Annotated in this window: 18 protein-coding genes and 1 pseudogene; 1 reads left to right on the plus strand and 18 read right to left on the minus strand. The window is 48.5% G+C overall.

Annotation, left to right across the window (positions count from 1 at the left end; all coding sequences use genetic code 11):
• Positions 1-41: 41 nt before the first annotated feature.
• From DW769_RS01670 to DW769_RS01730, 12 genes and pseudogenes are all read right to left on the minus strand, one after another.
• Positions 42-464 (minus strand): annotated as a pseudogene (locus DW769_RS01670) (type IV secretory system conjugative DNA transfer family protein); the annotation flags it as partial.
• A gap of 85 nt (positions 465-549) precedes the next feature.
• On the minus strand, positions 550-2,430 hold the full coding sequence (locus DW769_RS01675; protein WP_118749881.1) for an AAA family ATPase: 1,881 nt from the start codon (positions 2,428-2,430) through the stop codon (positions 550-552).
• Between the two features lie 37 nt (positions 2,431-2,467).
• Entirely contained in the window at positions 2,468-4,081 is a 1,614-nt protein-coding gene (gene mobQ / locus DW769_RS01680; protein WP_330425644.1) for a MobQ family relaxase, read from the minus strand.
• A 134-nt stretch (positions 4,082-4,215) separates the two neighbouring features.
• Positions 4,216-4,509 carry a DUF3847 domain-containing protein gene (locus DW769_RS01685; RefSeq protein WP_118749882.1) on the minus strand — a complete coding sequence of 98 codons (294 nt, stop codon included), beginning with the start codon at positions 4,507-4,509 and terminating at the stop codon, positions 4,216-4,218.
• A 125-nt stretch (positions 4,510-4,634) separates the two neighbouring features.
• Positions 4,635-5,171, minus strand: a complete 537-nt coding sequence (locus DW769_RS01690; RefSeq protein WP_158579784.1) for a VanZ family protein — start codon at positions 5,169-5,171, stop codon at positions 4,635-4,637.
• Between the two features lie 79 nt (positions 5,172-5,250).
• Entirely contained in the window at positions 5,251-5,547 is a 297-nt protein-coding gene (locus DW769_RS01695) for a hypothetical protein (RefSeq protein WP_118749884.1), read from the minus strand.
• A gap of 133 nt (positions 5,548-5,680) precedes the next feature.
• Entirely contained in the window at positions 5,681-5,872 is a 192-nt protein-coding gene (locus tag DW769_RS01700; RefSeq protein WP_112091126.1) for a transposon-encoded TnpW family protein, read from the minus strand.
• Positions 5,873-5,951: 79 nt separating this feature from the next.
• Complete coding sequence (locus tag DW769_RS01705) at positions 5,952-7,802, minus strand: recombinase family protein (protein ID WP_330425645.1); 1,851 nt, start codon at positions 7,800-7,802, stop codon at positions 5,952-5,954.
• 189 nt (positions 7,803-7,991) lie between these two features.
• The gene (locus DW769_RS01715) at positions 7,992-8,183 is read right to left on the minus strand and encodes a hypothetical protein (RefSeq protein WP_007886609.1); all 192 of its coding nucleotides are present in this window, start codon (positions 8,181-8,183) and stop codon (positions 7,992-7,994) included.
• 23 nt (positions 8,184-8,206) lie between these two features.
• A complete protein-coding gene (locus tag DW769_RS01720; protein WP_118749886.1) occupies positions 8,207-8,482 on the minus strand; it encodes a DUF5720 family protein in 276 nt (91 codons plus the stop codon).
• Between the two features lie 12 nt (positions 8,483-8,494).
• Positions 8,495-9,430: a ParB/RepB/Spo0J family partition protein gene (locus DW769_RS01725; protein WP_118749887.1), complete on the minus strand. Its 936-nt coding sequence runs from the start codon at positions 9,428-9,430 to the stop codon at positions 8,495-8,497.
• Entirely contained in the window at positions 9,387-10,208 is an 822-nt protein-coding gene (locus DW769_RS01730; protein WP_118479759.1) for a ParA family protein, read from the minus strand. Before DW769_RS01730 ends, DW769_RS01725 begins: the two co-directional genes overlap by 44 nt.
• A 560-nt stretch (positions 10,209-10,768) precedes the next feature.
• Here DW769_RS01730 and DW769_RS01740 point away from each other — a divergent pair.
• Positions 10,769-11,017: a DUF6061 family protein gene (locus DW769_RS01740; protein ID WP_085531192.1), complete on the plus strand. Its 249-nt coding sequence runs from the start codon at positions 10,769-10,771 to the stop codon at positions 11,015-11,017.
• 52 nt (positions 11,018-11,069) lie between these two features.
• Here the strand turns inward: DW769_RS01740 and DW769_RS01745 are convergent, their stop codons facing one another.
• From DW769_RS01745 to DW769_RS01770, 6 genes are all read right to left on the minus strand, one after another.
• Positions 11,070-12,095: a sensor histidine kinase gene (locus tag DW769_RS01745; protein WP_118749888.1), complete on the minus strand. Its 1,026-nt coding sequence runs from the start codon at positions 12,093-12,095 to the stop codon at positions 11,070-11,072.
• A complete protein-coding gene (locus tag DW769_RS01750) occupies positions 12,092-12,769 on the minus strand; it encodes a response regulator transcription factor (RefSeq protein ID WP_033121503.1) in 678 nt (225 codons plus the stop codon). The genes DW769_RS01745 and DW769_RS01750 overlap by 4 nt, the downstream gene beginning before the upstream one ends.
• Before the next feature lie 19 nt (positions 12,770-12,788).
• Positions 12,789-14,861: an ABC transporter permease gene (locus DW769_RS01755; RefSeq protein ID WP_055228677.1), complete on the minus strand. Its 2,073-nt coding sequence runs from the start codon at positions 14,859-14,861 to the stop codon at positions 12,789-12,791.
• Positions 14,851-15,618, minus strand: a complete 768-nt coding sequence (locus DW769_RS01760; RefSeq protein ID WP_033121505.1) for an ABC transporter ATP-binding protein — start codon at positions 15,616-15,618, stop codon at positions 14,851-14,853. The genes DW769_RS01755 and DW769_RS01760 overlap by 11 nt, the downstream gene beginning before the upstream one ends.
• 77 nt (positions 15,619-15,695) lie before the next feature.
• The gene (locus tag DW769_RS01765) at positions 15,696-16,883 is read right to left on the minus strand and encodes a hypothetical protein (RefSeq protein WP_118749889.1); all 1,188 of its coding nucleotides are present in this window, start codon (positions 16,881-16,883) and stop codon (positions 15,696-15,698) included.
• A 31-nt stretch (positions 16,884-16,914) separates the two neighbouring features.
• The gene (locus tag DW769_RS01770; protein WP_117522846.1) at positions 16,915-18,204 is read right to left on the minus strand and encodes a protein kinase family protein; all 1,290 of its coding nucleotides are present in this window, start codon (positions 18,202-18,204) and stop codon (positions 16,915-16,917) included.
• Positions 18,205-18,211: the final 7 nt, after the last annotated feature.

An 18,211-nucleotide genomic window follows, 5' to 3' on the forward strand; every position in this document is an offset into this window, starting at 1 on the left:
ATAACAGGTTCGGTCAGCGCCGAACAGTTTAATTACGCGACCTCGTGTCGCGCGTATGCAAAGGGGTTATAGTGCATGGACTTCTTGAAGTTGATGGTATTTAGGACCTTGATTCGGTACGGCTCATAAATGACCTTGCCGCGCTTATCCTTCATGGGCTTTCCGTCCTTCTCCAGCTTGGGTGCGCCCCTTTGGAGCATTTTTCCACACTCCACCAGAATTGTTCCTTTCGGGTCCGTCACAACATAGGAGCTGTGCATCTGCATCAGGTTGGGTTTCAGCCAGAATCGGGTCTTACCGGAACCGGAGCCGCCAATCACCAGTACATTTTTGTTTCTGGCAGTCTTGGGGTCCTTGGGGCGACTGTTCATGGTCAGGCTCTCCGTTTTCGTCAGAATCACATTGTTCTGAAATACAGGATCAACGTAAGGTGCAATATCCTCACGGGTTCCCCATGAAGCGTTTTGTCAAGTGCTTTTTTGAGTTATTGACGCAAATTATCGTGAAAGTGCGAAAGTGCAAAGTGCAAAGGGTCTGCGTTTTGCACTTTCAGCTTGCGGGTTCGGGTGGCTGCTTCTTCTTGATGAAGTTGTACCATTGACCGCCGACACGCCTTGCGCCTAAAATGCCGCCCATGTTGCGCTTGGCGTTCTGTACCGTCCTTTCGGATATTCCGGCTTCGGCTGCGGCTTTTACAATGTCCTCGCTGGCAAGCTCTTTCCCGTCTGCAAGCAGGTCAAGTATCAGCCTTTCGGCTTGCTCGGTCTTGGTGGCGGTGTTGCCGGCCGCGCCGGACAGCAGCTCATCAGCGGTGATGTCGTATTCGCCTATCCACGAAAAGCCCGTTTCCGGGTCAAGGCAAAAGGCAACGGGCTTGCCCTCCGGCGCAAGGGAAGATTTGTCATGGACGATAACGCGCACATTCGGTTCTCGCTTCACGCGCCCGATCAGCAGGACGCTCCTTGCTGCGGCGCGGAAGTCGATAGAACCTAAGCCCCGGTATGCGCTCTGCCCTCCGGCAGCTTTGTTGAGATGTCCGATAAGGATAACGGCGCACCCGGTACGCTCGGCAACATCGGCAAGGCGGCGGAACATGGGGCGCACTTCGTTTGCCCGGTTCATGTCGGTTTTTTCGCCCATGTACGCCTGTATGGGGTCAAGGATAATCAGCCGCGCCCCGTTCTGCGTGATTGCCTTTTCTATGCGCTCATCGGACAGGGTAAGCTCCCGCTTGGCTTCATCAATCACAAGCACCCGGTCAAGGTCGGCTTCGGCTTCTATCAAGCGGGGCTTGACGGTATCGCCCAGCCCGTCCTCGGCGGTCTGGTAAATCACTTGGAATGGCGGCAAGGGCTTCATTCCCGGCAGCGTTCCCCCGGTGGTGCAGGCGGCGGCAAGGCGTAGGGCAAAGGTGGTCTTGCCCTCGCCGGGATTGCCTTGCACAATGGTTACTTTCTCAAAGGGGATATACGGCTCCCATGGCCATTCAACGGTCTGTGTGTCAACCTCGCTCATGCAGATAATCTCAACGGTTTCTTCCTGCGGCGGCTCTTTCAAGCCATAGACAGCTTCCCGCAGATATTTCCCGTCTGTGATTTCTGCCCGGTGCTGCAATACCTCGTTCCAGTCCTTGAAAAGAGGGATAAGCCGATGGACGGTCAAGCCCTCCGGCACAAGCTCTGCAAGGCGGCTACAAGCGTCGTTTCCGGCTTCGTCGCTGTCAAGGCAGAGAAAAACGGTCTTGATGTTCGGACGGTCAGAGAGAAAGCGCAACAGGGCTTTTTCTCCCACGCCGCCCAACGCCAGATAGCTTTGCTTCTGCCAGTCCTTTTTGAACAGGCAGAGGGAAGATAAGAGGTCTATCGGGGCTTCAAAGACAAACAACCTTTCGCCCTCGCCACGGTAGCAGAAGTTAAAGGCTTTGTCGCTGCCTTTCACATCAAGCCGAAAACTCCCGGCTATGCCGCGCTGATGGGCGTATCGCGGTATGCCGCTTTCATCTCTGCCGACGAATACGGCGTTATGGTGGGCGGCTTCCTCGTAAATATCCCCGGTGGAAAAGAAAAAGCCCGTCACATCTTCATCAATACGGCGGGCTGCTGTGAGGTAGTTCCTCGCTATGCGGTTGTCGGTGCTGCGGGGTGGCAGTCGGAAGTCGGATAGGGGCGCGGGGCTTGGTCTGTCCGGCGGCGGGGCGGCTCCTTTTTCGCCTGTCAGCAGTTCAACGGCTTCGGTGAAGCTCTTGCCGAAAAACTCCATGACAAAATCAATGGGTGCACCGCCCTTACTCTGGCTGTGCCTGTACCATTTGTTTCCCCGGACGGTCAGGCTGTCGTGCCGCTTCCAGCGGTATTCATTTCCGGCACGGGTAAGCTGCTCGCCCTGTGATTGCAGGAAAGAAACAAGGTCGGCTTGTTTGGCGCGGTCTATCTGTTCTTGGGTGTAATACGTAAAAGTTCAACTCCTTTCAGCGGTCTATATCATGCCGTTTGGTGCGGCTCTGCGTCTGCTCCGGTTGGTCGGCGCGGAGTGCAATATCCACGCATTTGCGGATTTTTTGAAGCTCTGAAACATTGGTGCGGGTATCTTTCAGTTTGGTATAATCGCTGTCCCTCTGTGTTTTGAGGTCAGCATATTCCTGTTCCCATTCCGCAATAGGCAAGGTCTTTGTTCCTTTCGGCAGATTTGCATGGAGATAGCGGCTTGCTGCGTTCCATAGTGTCAGCTCGGCGCGGTGGGCTTCCTCGTACTTATCGCGCTTGCTCGTCCAACCGTTTTTCAGATTTTTCAGTTGGTCGTGGACGGGTTTGTACTTGGTGTAATTCTTCCCGTACTCTATCAGCTTTTGCAGTTCTTTCATGCGCTGCTCGGCGGTTTTCATTCCCTCCCGGATTGAATAGGCTTTATCACTGACAGAGGAAAGAGAAGCGTCCAGCTCGTCAAGATTAGAGATACCATGCTCGGAAAGATAATTGACCGCCGCCGCTATGGTTTTCAGTTCATCGGCTGTGTGCTGTTGTTGCCAACGCTGCGAATACTTCCGGCTCTTTTCTCTCTGAACGCTCAAATACTTCATCAACAGATTTGTGAGGTTGGGAGATTGCGGCGGCTGTTCTGGGGCGGTTTCCCGCGCTTTGAACAGGTCGGCAAGCCATTCTTTGAGCTTGCCGATCTGCGCCCGGATTTCCCGGATAAGGCGGTTTGCTTTCTGGATATTCCGGTTAAGCTCGCCTTTCTCGGTTACAATGCCTTTCTTCTCCATCTGGCAAGCCGCCACGCCCATGTGGACGGTGGGTATCTCGTCAATGCCGCGCTCGGCGTTGCTGCGGTGGTCGATGCGCTCTGGGCTTCCGTTCCTCTCCAAAAAGTCGTTGGTATAGTCAGCCCACGCCTTGCGCCACAAGAGGGTGTTGTCCTTGTCGTTCCAGCCTGTAAGGTCAACCTTGTGGGTTTTGTATCTGCCGCTTGGCAAGCGGATACGCTCGCCGTTTTCGTCAAGGTCATATTCCTTTTTGGATTTCGCTGCCCACGCGCCGCGCCCGTCAAGGGGGCGCATAGTCAGCATGATATGACAATGGGGATTGCCGCTGTCGGTGTCGTGAATGGCATAATCAACGCACATTCCTCTGGAAACAAATTGAGAGGAACAGTATTCCCGGACAAGCCGGATCTGTTCCTCTCTGGACAATTCTATGGGGAGCGCCGCGTCAATCTCACGCGCAAGCTGGGCGTTCCCGGCTTTCTCATAAAGTTCCACGCTGTTCCATAATGTTGAACGGTCAGAAAATGAGGGCGGGGCATGGGGCGGCAGCATGATTTCTGTATGGACAACGCCGCCTTTGCGAGTGTAGTCATGGGTCATTCTGTCCCATTCGTTTGTCAGCTTTTCGCCGCTTCGGTAGGCGGCTGCGGCAACGGCTGATTTGCCTTTTCCTCGGCTCACAATGCCGATGTTCCAATGGTAAATGGCTATGGGTATCACCTCCCGGATAGGATAATAAAACCCGAAAAAATGGTACAGACGCCAACGGCGGGTGTACTGTTTTTGTGGGTGTGCAGGGATAGCCGCGAAGCGGCGCAAGGGGTGCAGCCCCTTGTTGCGGCAAAGCCGCCATATCGGAGCGCGGGGTAAAATCCCTGTGCGGAGATAAGCCCTCGGCAGAGCGCACACGCCCGTAAGGGTGTATAAGTGCGCCCTTGTTGCCAAGGGATTATTTAGCTTGTCGTTTCCTCGGCTCGTTTTCTCAAAAACTCCCGCGCTGGTTCACTCGTCAAGGCAAGCCGGAGAAGCGCGGCGGCTTCCTCGTCAGTCATGGTCTTGGCTTCCGGCACAATGCTTTCAAAGACTGCGCCCCGGACGATAAGGCGGTGGCTGCGTGTCCGGCGTTCTTCCTGTGACAGCTTTTGCCGCAGCACCTTTTCCCGGTTTTCATACTGCCGGATTTTCTTCTTGCTTTCCTCAATCTCGGCGGTCAATTCCTCGCGGGTTTTCTCTCTCGGTTTTGTCATAGTTGGTCGCTCCTTTCTGATCATAGGCAAACGAAAAGAGCAGCCGTTTTCGTAATTGAAAATAACTGCTCTTGTTTGATGTATTCAGTTGTTTAGGTGAGAACGTCTGCTCGACAAACTGGAATTTATTTTTTACTTGTGGTTATGCGAAGTAACAAGCATCCCATCAAAAATCCAATGAGAGTCCCACAAGTATTCATAATCACATCATCTAACTGTGCAAACCTTCCAATAAATGTTTGCAAAAATTCTATGCCAATCGAAAATACTGCTCCAAGTATAACGCCATTCCACCAATGCTTGTGGATATTTTTAAAAATAAATACTGGCAAAAATCCATATGGAACGAATAGACATATATTCAAAATAGTTGCCGCATTAAATCCATCCTCAAATAATTTAAAACTAATATAACTATCAAGTGGTGAGGATATTCCAAAACTACCACCAATAATTCCTGTAATTTTTAATATTGATACAACTATTAGAATCCATAAGAATTGACATAACCAATTTAAAATCTTAACTTCAATTTTCTTCTTCTGGATAAATTCAATACCCAGTTCGATAATCATAACGCCTGCGAAAATAATAAGTGCCGTTGGAAGGAACCTCACTAATATCCATATTCCAGTCCATATTTCCATTGTAATATAACTCACTATCATTCCTCCATAAATTCAAATTTGTAACTTGATTACTTCAAGAAAATTATAGCATAAAGCTATGAACAAATCTACATCATTTTAACCTGTCAGCGGCGTTGTTCTCTCTGGCATATCTCCGCGCAGCTTCCCGCCGTTCCTCGCTGTATGGGGCGGTCAGACGGAAAGAGAACCGCCCCTTGCGGATTTCAAACTCCATGCAGCCCGTTTCGAGGTCTGCGTCGGTCTGGCGGCACTGTTCCGGGTGCTGTCCGGCATAGGCGGCAAGACGCTTCTTTAAGTCGGTGTTGTGGGTGCGGATATGGATAAGGGGGTCTTTCTCGTCAAACCAAATATCGGTGGTCTTTTCCTGCTTCGTAAGCCCTGTTCTCATAAACTCTCCTTTCTGCGCCCCTGTTACGCAATAGGGGCATTTTTCGGGTGTTTTTCCCGGCTCTTGACTTGGGGAAAATGAGGATTTTCAAATAGAAACCGCCCGGACAGGGAATGGTTCGTCAGGGCGGCTGTTATCGCAAGATTTCTGTTTTTTCCGGCTCTTGACCGTCAGACGCGGATAAACGCGTACTGTCGGCAAGCACCAGTTTGAGCAGCTTGTCGCGGAATGTTTCTGTGCTGCTGTGATTGAAAAATAACTCCGCAACAATGGTCTGCCCGTTCCTCTGGGTCGTGATGATATTGTCGGGGGTCTGTTCTGCCATAGGCGGCTCCTTTCTCCGGGTGCAAAAGAGGGATTTCCCGTAACTCGGAAAATCCCTCTTGGTTGACGGTTATTCTGTTTTACTGTGTGGGCTGTGCGGCGGCTGCCTGCGCCTTTTTCTTCGCCCGGTATTCCCGCGCCTTGATACGGTCATACTCCCGCTGCTTTTCAAGGTTTCGCGCCCGGTACTCCCTTGAATACTGCCGGTGGTATGCGCGGCTCTTTTCCTTTTTGGCTTCTTCGATTTCCTCCCGCATTTGCCGGATTTCCTGCTCGGTCGGTTCCGCAAGCTGTGTCACTTCATTCTCAAACTTGCCGATATAATTGAAATATATGCTGATGTGCTGGATTGCGTATCTCGCCCTTTTCTGGTCGCGCTCATACACTTCAATCCTGCTGATAAACTCGTTGAGAATGGCGGGTGTAAGGTCGGTAAAGGCAGCATGGCGTTCCGTCAGCTTCAAAAACTTCTGCGCCCGTCCTCCCGCGTTCTCATAAGCGGACAGCTGCTCTTGGAGCGTGGCAAGCTCCGCTTTCAACACATAGTATTCTTCCGAATACTTCTGCGACATCTGCTCATAACGATCTTGCGGGATCGTGCCGAGGGCGTTGTCCTCGTAGAGCTTGTTCAGCACCTTGTCAATCTGTTCAAGGCGCGTCGTGATTTGCGGGATACGCTTCTGCTGCTTTTTGGTCTGGTCGGTCTGCTGCATGGCAAGGTTCTTTTTCACTAAGGCTTCAAACTCTGCCCGGTTGCTGATAGAATAGTCCTCGATTTTCTTCAGCACTTCCGCGACGGTCTGCATAAGCAAGTCCGCGTCCATGATGTGCGGGGAGCTGCACTTGGGATTTTTTGCTTTTCCCTTGTGGTACTCGCTGCAATAGGCAACATGGCGCTTGCCGCCGTTCCTGTAATCTATGCGAATGTGCATTTTTGCGCCGCAGTCTTTACAGAAAAGCAAGCCGGACAGAGGGTGGATTTCCCCATCCCCGTTGGGGCGTTTGATGGGTGCGTTTTCCAAAATCCGCTGTACGGTTTCAAAATCGCTGCGGCTGATAATCGGCTCATGCACATTTTCTGTGATGTGCCACTGGCTCCGGTCTACATAGTGGTTATGTTTATCCCGGAAATGCTTTGTAGTCTTGAAGTTGACCACATCGCCGCAATACTCCTGCCGCGTGAGGATATTGGTCAAGGTGGCTTTGTTCCACTTGCAGCGGCTATCCTCGTTGAGCGTCTTATTTTTACAGGTTCCCCGCCCCCGGTCTTTCATATAGAAAGTGGGGGTAGGGATTTGCTCCTGTGTCAGATATCCGGCGATTTGGTTTCGGTTTTTCCCGTCCAGAAACAGGCGGAAAATCAAACGGACAACCTCGGCGGCTTCCTCGTCGATTATCCAAAAATCCTTGTTGTCCGGGTCTTTGACATAGCCGTAAGGGGCTTCGGTGACAATCGGCTTTCCACTCATGCCTTTGGTCTTAATGCCCGTTTTCACTTTCTTGCTGATGTCCTTTGCGTACCACTCCGACATGATGTTGATAAAGGGCGCAAACTCCAATGTGTCGGGCTTCTCGCTGTCTATGCCGTTGTTGACCGCGATAAAGCGCACGTTGTTCCGTCTGAATATCTCCATGGCGTTGCCGACTTGGAGATAGTCGCGCCCCCAGCGGGTAAGGTCTTTCATAATGCAGACACCGATTTTCCCGTTTTCCACATCGTCCATCATGCGGGAGTAGGCGGAACGGTCAAAAAACCTGCCGCTTTCGTCATCGTCGATGTAGTGCCGGATATTGGTTAGGTGCTGCCCTCTGGCATAGTTCTCCAAAAATATTTTTTGGTTCTGTATGCTGTTGCTCTCGCCGCCGTCCCTGTCCTCGTCGCCCACGGAAAGGCGGGAGTAAAGGGCTGTAATTTTGCTATAATCAGTCATGTGCATAACCTCCTGTGCGTCCATGTATGTGTCATTTACACTTAAAATTATGCACTCCAGCGGGCCGAACTATATTCCAAACCATGTCGATATTTCTTGGCGTTCTTGCTTTTAAGATACACCGCCAGCCTCAGACAGCCTCCACAACACAGCCCTACCAACAATCCTCATTCCAAAGAATTGCGGTGTTCAACACTTTTCAAATTTTCTTGCATAGAACCAAAACAGCGGCTTTCGAGGACGCGCCTCTGTAAATGGCTCCTCCTGGGCGAAAGGAAGTGTTTGCATCACTCGGTCAATATCCGTTGATTCCATGTCATGCTGAGATTTGCAATCTTCCCGGATTGCTTCTTGAATTTCCTTTACCGTACACATAGTCATTCCTTTCCTTTCGTTGTATGGGTTTATGAGCGGCGGCGTTTTCCCGGTTTGAAATCGAGGATATGTCCCTCAATCACACGAGCATAACGCTTGATCTTGATCTCCCGGCACTGCTGGCTTTGCAGGGCGGCCTGATACCCGTCCTCGGTCAAAAACAGCCGCATTTTCTCTCCGGGGCTGCCGTAAGCTGTGCTGGGACGCAGGACGGAAAACTCAATCATCCAGCGTGTGTTATCCCAAAACCTCTCCACGGCGAGAATGTTGTGTCCTTTCAGCTCACGGGCTGAAATATCCATCATAGGCGGCTCCTTTCATCGTTCCTGGTCTCTCTGACGCTTTTTCTGCCATGCCTCCAGCAGCTTGATGATGGTTTCCTGCATCCGCTGGGGCGTATAGCTTTTAGGAAAATACTTCCGCAAGGTGTCAGAGGTAAATGTCACTCGGTCCAGATCGCTTTTCTTTTCCTCACCCATGATGACACGCATCATATCGAGGGTCAGATGCCCCTCCTGACTGTATTTTTTGAGCCGCTGGGCTTGAGAAAGAGAAGGGGTAGCCTGTTCGCTGTCCATCGCGTCCAACAGGTCTACCTGTTCCTCCTTTTTGAGAAAGGACAGCTCATAGGCAGGGTTCAGGGCAATCTTCTTTTCATCCACCATATCCATCAATTCAGAAATCAGCTCTGTCAGACGGATATAGCGAAAAATCTGGTTTTTACTCTGACCTACTTGCTCTGCCAAAATCTCACTGGACTTCTTGCCCTCTAACTTGTTCCCAACTTGGGAACAAGTTAAATCAACTCGCTCTCCCTGATGTTTCATAGCATCCAGTTTCATTTTATAAGCAAATGCTCTTTCACTGGGGAGGAGACTTTCTCGTTGCAGATTGCTGTCAACCATAATAATTGTGGCTGCATCATCATCCAGATCACGGACAATTACCGGCATGGTCTCTTTTTCTGCCAGTTCACTTGCCCTGTGCCGTCTGTGTCCGGCCACCAGTTCATAACCGCCCTCCGGGTCAGGACGGGCAATCGCAGGAACCAGCACACCATACTGCTTGATACTGTCTGCGGTTTCCATCATTGCTTCGTCATCCTTGACTTTGAATGGATGCCCTTTGAACGGGTGCAGTTCCGACAGCGGGATTTCTACTACTTTTTCTCTCTGAGCATCGGCACGGCTCTCCTCCGTAGAAAACAGATCATCTACCGATGCCAGCTCTACTTTTTTCGCGCTGCTTTTCAAGTTTCAACACCTCCTTCGTCAGATTTCGATACCCCTCTGCCACCTTACCGCCAGGGTCATGGGCGAAAATGCTTTTTCCCTCTGCGCTAATTTCCTTTGCACGGACAGAGTGTGGAATCTCCGTTCCAAAGACTTTGATTTTACTTCCATAGGTGTCCCGCAGCAAAGCAGCAATCTCTTTGGCAAAGTTGGTGCGGTTATCCACCATCGTCAGCAGGATACCGTCAATCTGGAGCTTTGGATTGATCTGCCGTTTTACCTTGCTGACCGTAGATAAAAGCTGTTCCAGTCCTTTGGCGGGCAGATACTCTGCCTGAACGGGAATTATGATCCTGTTCGCAGCCGCCAGCGCATTGACCGTAAGCATCCCCAACGAGGGCTGACAGTCAATCAGGATATGGGAATATTGTCCCTTCAGTGTGTCCAGATATTGCCGTAAAACCGTTTCACGGCTCATGGCGTTTACCAGAGAAACCTCCATACCGGAAAGCTGAATATCTGCAGGCATCAGGTCAACGCCTTCTGCATGATGCAGAATACCTTCTCCGGGGCGTATAGGCTGATCCATCAGAATTTTGCCCATTGCATCCGACAGTGTAAATGGCAGCTTGTCTGGTTGCGGATTTCCCAAGCTGATTGTCAGGCTTCCTTGCGGGTCCCCGTCGATCAGAAGCACTTTCTTTCCGGCCTGTGCCAGACCTATTCCCAAGTTCGCACAGGTTGTTGTTTTGCCAACGCCGCCTTTCTGGTTGGCGATGGCGATGATTTGTGTGTTCATGACTTCACCTCATTTCTGATTGTTGCTGTTGTTTCTGGAAATAGAAAAAGCCGCCACTTCAAAATTAACAGTGAAGTGACGGCTCTTTCTATCGCCGGAATACGAGTTCCTGAAATGAAAAAAGCACCCAGCATTTATACTGTGTGCTACATCAAATTCATATTCAATTATTCAAATTAGCTCAAACTATGCCAAACTGCCACAGCCAAAAAACGAGGGGAAGGAGGGCTGAAAAGCACTCCAAAAATCGGCTCTCGGTTAACCACTTTGGGAACCACTTACCCCTCTTTTCGCCCTCTTTTTGGCCAGTTAACCACTTGCGGACCACTAAAAATTGGGTGAAAACGGCTCTCGTTTTGCCAAATTTGTTCAAACCATATCAGCCCGTTTAGATATAGTAAAACCCCGGAAAACCTTGGCTTAACAGTGATAAGGAACTAATTTACTTATCAACTGTTAGCTGACGGTTTCCGGGGTGCATACGGACAAATCCCGTCTGATTTCTAACAGGAAGTCAGACGGGATTTTCGCTTTATATTTCGAATTATGGAAGACATACCATGAAAACCTTAATATCTTGTGCTTACACTATGGATAATTGCTGTGTGGAACTGAAATTCAGGGACGGCAGAATGATTGCGATTGACACTATCGCTGTTGAGAACGAGATTGCAGACAATATGTATCAGCGGTCAGAGTTGGATTATTTGATCTACAATGACCCGATAGCATATGCTGACTTGATATTGAATGGCGATCCCGAAACCTATCTGAAAACTGTAACAGAATACAAGCCTTTGGATAGCTGACAACACGCTGCCCGCAGGAGAAAATCCTGCGGGCGTTTTTCTGTTTATTTATTTATTTTCCTCCGTTGGATCTCAATTTTGGAAAGAAGATGACTATCTTAAAGCCCTTTCCCCACTGGGAAGCAGCTTCCAGACGAAGGTTTAGATCGTCAGCCATCTTCTTAACCAGGTAAAGCCCTATACCGGTAGCTTTCTTTCTGCTGTCAGTAGAATCCCCGGTAAAGCCCTTTTGAAAAATATACGGCAGATCATATTTTTTTACACCGATGCCGTTATCCTCAACTGAAAGGACATCTGCGGTCTCCGAATGTATCATAGAGATCGTTAGCATGGGACTATCGCTGCTATATTTTATGGCATTGCTCACGATCTGTCCCAACATAAACTGAAGCCCTCTACGGTCTGTATAGACTGTTTCAGATTGCAGTTTATTGAGAATTACAAACTGCTTTTCTTCCAGAAGTGGGGCATAGTCCTCCAGAACTTCCCCCAAGCACTGATTCAAATTGATATCCTCAAACTGATAATCCTTTGTACTGCTCTTTAACCGGGCATAGTATAACATTTGAGTGACATCCTCCTGAAGCTGACTGCGGACATAATCCAGCTTTGCTTGCAGGGGAGGAGATATTTCGTCGCTCCGATTATCCAGGAGCATGGTCAACAACGATAGGGGCGTTTTCGCTTCATGTGCCCAGCCCTCCACATATTCTTCATAGTCCTGTAGGGCATCTGCCATACTGTTACTCTCAGTTTTGTGTTCCTGTAAAACTGATGCCAGAAGCCGGATAGATTCTCCTTCTTCCCGGCTGATGGCACTGAGCAGCCGTTCCTCGTTGCAGATGGTAGGATCACTGAGGAAATCCCGGAACAGTTCTCGGCGGGTAGTCTCCCGCTTGTTTAGTACAAACAGAATCGCTGAAAACAAAAGGAGGCTTGTCAGAACTACTAACCCAATCAAGGGTTGAAATGCCTGAATGTCAGAAATCCAAAGAATGATAGCACAAAAGCAATCCACGCCCAACAGCAACAATAGCCAGGGGTAGTATCGCTCTGTTATGCGCCAAAGCTGCTTCATGGAGCCACCCCCGTTTCCAGACGATAGCCCATCCCACGAACCGCAACGATTCGCTGCTTCATCTCAAGACCGGACATCGTCTTTTTCAGCCTGGTCAGATTAACCTGCAAGGCATTTTCGTCTATGTATTCCGTGGTTCCCCATAGTGCTATGCAAAGTTGCTCCGTCGTGACCAGAGCATCGCCGCCGGACAAAAGAGCAACCAACAGTTTTCCCTGATTTTTTGGAAGCACGACAGAGGTATTATGAATATAAAGCGTGTAGGTCTGCTGGTCTAACAGGAAATCTGGTCCCTCTATGAGATTGGTACGGCCTTCATACCTTTTGAGAATATTGGATACCCTGGCAAGAAGCCGGTCTTTTCTGCACGGCTTCGTCAAATATTCATCGGCACCCAAGTGGAACGCTTGCAGTTCATCCTTTACCTGATCTCTGGAAGTTAGTACCAGGACGGGGATAGCGGTTTTATTCTTTAGTTCCTGGCAGATTTGAAAGCCACTGATCTCCGGCAAATTCAGGTCTAAGATCACAAGGTCAGGACGGAGGGCTGCCAGGAGCCGAGCGGCATCTTCAAACTCGGTGATTGCCTCCGCAAGATACCCGTCCTTTTGGAGCATATTGCAGAGTTCTTCCCGCATATAGACTTCATCTTCCACAACAGCAATTCTTTTCACGACAGCACCTCCTTCCAAATTATTCTTCTCTCTGCGGCTGCATCAGTGTCAGCAAATACCGATCACTGGAGCGCTTGACCACTCTCATATAAATATATTCTATCACGCAAAGTAGTAAAATCATAGCAGCAGATACAAGCAGCATTTCAGACACTGTCCCACGGGTTCGGGACGAGAGTATCCCTGTAAATAACGCCCTGACTCCAAACAGACTGCTGACAGCCGCAACCAATACAGGAAGTCCCATAAACCAGGTAATTTGCTTTCCAGCAGACTGGCAAAGGGTTTCGTAAGTAGCTCCCAGGCGGATCAGGGTCTGGTATCTGCGCCCGGTTTTCTGCTGACTCATCAGGAACTGAACACCCACGATGGTGTTGGCAACTACCAGGAAAACAATCGCAAGATAGAGGGTAATATAACTGGATGCTATGGTGTAGAAAAGCTGACGACCTATATTCTGAAGATAGCTTTCATATTCAATGCCAGTTTCGTCCAGCTTCTCGTTCAAATCCAAATATGCAGTCATAAGGCTATTTCCATCCAGAGCCTGCTCACTGAGCACCGCATTGACATAGGTATCATACATTCCCTGGCTATAATATAGGAATGCTTCATCCGGAAGAATCAATGCAAAGGACAAGGTTATAGAACGGTCCGTGACCAAATTCACAGACTGAACCTCTCCTGTAAGATGAATCGGACTACCATCCAGTTCCACCTTGGGCTGTCCGGCCAATACTTGGTTCAGCATTGCGGTACGACTTACCGTAGTAAACTCTGTATCAATATAGACAGCGGCCTCCTTTTCGCCTAATTGGAGAGCCGGTTTGCCGGACAATTCCAACAAACGATTATAGTCCGATAAACAAATCAAATATGGGTATGTGGCATAACCAAGATTGTTCAGAAGGACATCCCGGTCTTCCGACTGGGGCAGGCTCCGAAGAGAGTCCATAACAGCGTCCATGCTGTAGGCATTATCATAATCTTCTGTGGTGCGAATACGCCCAACCCTCATTTCAAAAAGCTCTGAAAATTGATTTTCCAAACCGTTTTCTTTCAGGGCTGCCTTTATATTCGGAAGAACCTGCGATGAATCTTCTGCAGTATGATCTTCAAAAGTATAGTCGATTACATGGCCAGAAGACAGGCTATTCGTTCCTGCAATTCCTACGCCCGCACCAAAACAACACAGCGCCGCCAGAATCAGCAGGGAGCTGATGGCCATGGAGGTTGACTGATGAATAACATTCTCCTGAATCTGCCGGAAGGTAAATACATGAAGCTGCTTATTTCCTTTTCCTTTCTTAACAATCAAAGCAATCAGCGCACGCATCCCATAGAAAAGCAGCATCGTACCAACTATGCCCAACAGCAAAGTCAGTCCCATCATACTTACCTTTGTCCATGCAATTCCCTGAATCGCCATGTAGTAAGCCACTGCCAACATCACACTTCCGCATATAGCAGCCAGTCCATAGATAACAGATGGCATTTGCTTTTTGGGGCGGTTCGTTGGCTGGGATAGCAAAGTACCGATCTCCTGGCGGCTGATTCGTCCACTCAAAATCAGAAGTGCCGTCAGCTTAATTGCCAGAAATCCTGCCAGCGTCCATTCAATTGCAGACCAGGATAAAGAAAACTGATGACCGATGATCCCCATGCCTACCAGCTTGGCGGTGACAAGACTGACAATTTCTGAAAGCACCACAGCCACAGGTAAGCCTATGAGCATGGCAAGAATACTGGTCAGGAAATCTTCCGCCAGAAGCATACCAAACAGTTTACTTCTACGCATCCCCAACATTAGATAAACACCAAACTCATGCCGTCTGCGCTCGAACTGATACTTGCAGGCAAAATAGATCAAAAAGAACAGAATACCGAGGGTCATCCCATAAAACGCAGGAATCAGAAGCAGGAGTTTGTCAACTGCGTCACTCTCCATTTTCTGCAAAAAGAGCATCACATCTTGAGTGGAGATGGAAAGAATCATGTAAAAGGCAACAATAGAAATCACCAGGGAGCTGAAAAACAGACCGTTTTCCTTTCGGCTGCGGTGGCTGTTCCGAAGAATGAGATTAGAGAACATTTGCGCTGCCCCCTCCCAGTTGCGCCATCACCTTCAGGATGCGCCCGTAGAACTCCTGCTGGCTTTCGTCTCCACGCCGAAGCTCATGAAAGATCACGCCGTCCTGGATGAACAGAATGCGCTTGCAAAAGCTGGCGGCATTGGAATCATGGGTTACCATCAGGATCGTAGCTTGTTCGTCACGATTCAGGCCGGACAGCTTCTCCATAAGACTTCTTGCGTTCTTAGAATCCAGCGCACCCGTCGGTTCATCGGCAAGGATCATTTGGGGATGTAAGATCAGAGCCCTTGCTGCCGCAACACGCTGACGCTGGCCGCCGGACATCTTGGACGGAAACTTATCCAGAACATCAGTGATTTCCAGATAGTCAGCCAACTGCTTCAGCCGCTGGCTGCTTTCTGCTTCGGATACCCCATGCAAGGAAGTCGGGAGCAGGATGTTTTCCCTGCCAGTCAGGTTGTCCAGCAATTCAAAGTTCTGGAATAGATAACCAACTTTTTTGCCACGGTACTCTGCAAGAGCCTTTCCCTTGAGGGATTGCAGAGTATCGCCTTCCACCTGAATGCTTCCACCTGTGGGTTGAATCACAGTCGCAATACAATTGAGCAGTGTGGATTTACCGGAACCGCTGCTTCCCATAATGCCGAGAAACTCTCCCGGCATCACCTGGAAGGTGATCCCATTCAGTGCCTTTGTTTGACTTGGCACATTGCCATAGATTTTTGTTAAATTTTCAATATTCAAAATGGGTTTCATGTGAATACCTCCTATCATTTGTAATAAAATGATAGCATGGGAACACAGCAAATACCACTTACAGTGGTTGTAAGGATTCAAGATATAAGTGGCGGCTCAAGGGGGACGAGCATATATTTTGTAAGAGCATCAGGCGACAATGATAAAGTATACCGGATCGCCTCATTGGCAAACCAGTTCGTTTTAATTGTATCCCAATCGGCAAGCCGGACTATTTCTGCTGTACCGTTCTCAAAATCAAATGAAATCTCGCCCCATTCGCCGTCGCAGTCTGCTTGGTATTCGTAGATTGCGGCGGCGATTTTCTTTTTGCGCTTGGTTTTGGATTTCTGTTTCAGTCGGACAGCATGGAGCGCACCTTCGGCAACCAGCAGTTCTGTCAGTTTGTCCACCGCTTTCCGGTAGGCTCGCTCTGCACCGCTGGCTGTGCTGCCCTCAAACATAATCGCCAATTCTTCAAAAGTGGGGCGGTTCTTCCATGAGCCAACTCGCCCGCAGATCATACAGATTGCTAACCGTTTTTCGAGCAAGGTCTGTTCCCGGTAATTCAGCTTCTCAAATGCCCGCTGTACCTTTTCTGCTTGTATGCCGTTCCAGAGGATGTCGGTATAGTTCCAGCTATCGTCAAGGGCTATATCCTCGCCTGTTTCCTCGCCGTCCTCGTCCGTTATATAGAACGGCTGCTGGTTGCGGATTCCACGGACAACTTTCAGATATTCTTCCGCAAGAGCAAGGTCGCAGTTATACTTCTTGGAAAACTGGTTGACCGCATCTTTGGTGTTATGGTACAGCCACGCCATTGATCGCACCATTTTGTAATTGGTCAGAGAGGATACCGACCATTTTTCTTCGCCCATGCGGAAACGGAGCATAGAATCCCAGATGAACGGATAGATGTATGTAGCATACTCCGCACCCTTGGCAGGAGTATAGTCCATCAGCTTTTGGAGCATTTGCTCCCGGCAGGACAGTTTTATATCCAGAAAACGGTCTGTATCGTACAAATCGCCGCCATCCACACCAAGAAAGCTCTTGATGCGCTTATTAAGCTGCGGCTCGTAGTGATGTAGAAAGAACGAAAAATGTAGCAAATTCTTTTCATGCAAAGCAGACAGGATATATTCGTTCAGATTGCCCACTGATGGCGGCTCCGGTTCCAGTTGGAAGATGCGCTCTGCCACATAGGGAATGATGCCGTCACCGTGCGGATTGACTTGGTATTTTGGTATGTATCCGGTCATATTCCATGTAAAATCATTCAGCATAGCGCACCTCCCTTCTGTATGCCATTCTGTTTTATGAAATGTATTCCATGATTATGGAGTTCAAAATATTATACAATGATTCTACGCACATCAGCTTTACTACGCCGTTATGGTCACTTAAAATCGTACCATCTTCGGAATAATAGAACCGTATCGTCTTCCAACTATCTATTGTGTATTTTATCGTGATGCTGCAATACCTATCAGTTCCACGAGCGGGTTCATAATTAATTGAAAAATAGATTCGGTCATAAGTTCCGCTATAGAGATAATGGCTGGCATTGTTTTCAACATTTACGGATGTATAATCAATGCCATCCTTTGAATTTTTACGGTATTCATCGTAGAGTTTTTGAATCAGCTCAAAATCAGGGTATGTATTCAGTAATTCTTCTAACGCCTTTATATAATACTGACTAAAGGAATTTACAATTAGCCGATTCTTTTCTTTTATCTCCAAGAGTTCTAAATTCCGTTTCTCTTGATATACTCGTACTCGATACTGTTCTTCTTCCCCTGGCGTCATATTGCCCTCTGCAATGAAGTTCTCAATCTGTCCAATCAAACTTGAATATGCGCAGCGCTCATCAGGAGCAATATTCAAACATGATGCAATAATTGTATTAGCAACAATCATATCAGCATTTCCGGGAAAACGCTTGGTCAAATCATATTCATCAACAAACCAGAAGTTTGAAGGCATAAAGTCCTCCGGCTCACCATTGATCATACACCAAAGAACTTTACCCAAAGAAAATATATCTCCTTTTTCAGTTACTTCCTCTACACGACCTGTTTCGTATTCTGGGGCAATATACATCCTGGGACCAACTGCCATAGTTTCCGGTGTCAGTCGTTCGCTCCCATCGTTAAGAAAACACGTTCCAAAATCTGTAAGATACAGTGTGTATTCATCACCTTTTTTCAAAAACAAGATATTATCCGGCTTTATATCTCTGTGATACAAGGGCGGATTTCCGGTTGAAAGTGTATAGAGTGCTTTGATGACCGGCAAAAGCAGTTCAAATGCTAATTTAACATTCCCTTTGGTAACTTCGAGTATATCGTATACCGAACCGTCATATTTTTTCATTTCAACATAAGATTCAGCAATTTTATCCTCGTTAATATAAACATCCGTCACCTCAACAACATTGGGAATTGGATTCTTGCATAATTCCTGAAATACAGCAAGTTCTCGTTTGAAGCGTGCGACTTTTTCAACGGTAGACGTATTTCGAAGGTATTTTCTCGCAGTTCCGGTTTCAGTATCGAATACCACATCACCATTACCGCCTTTAACATCAGCTTTTCGTGCCATGTATTAT

The organism is Blautia sp. AM29-29, assembly GCF_003480555.1.
In the GTDB taxonomy this organism is placed as follows: domain Bacteria; phylum Bacillota; class Clostridia; order Lachnospirales; family Lachnospiraceae; genus Fusicatenibacter; species Fusicatenibacter saccharivorans.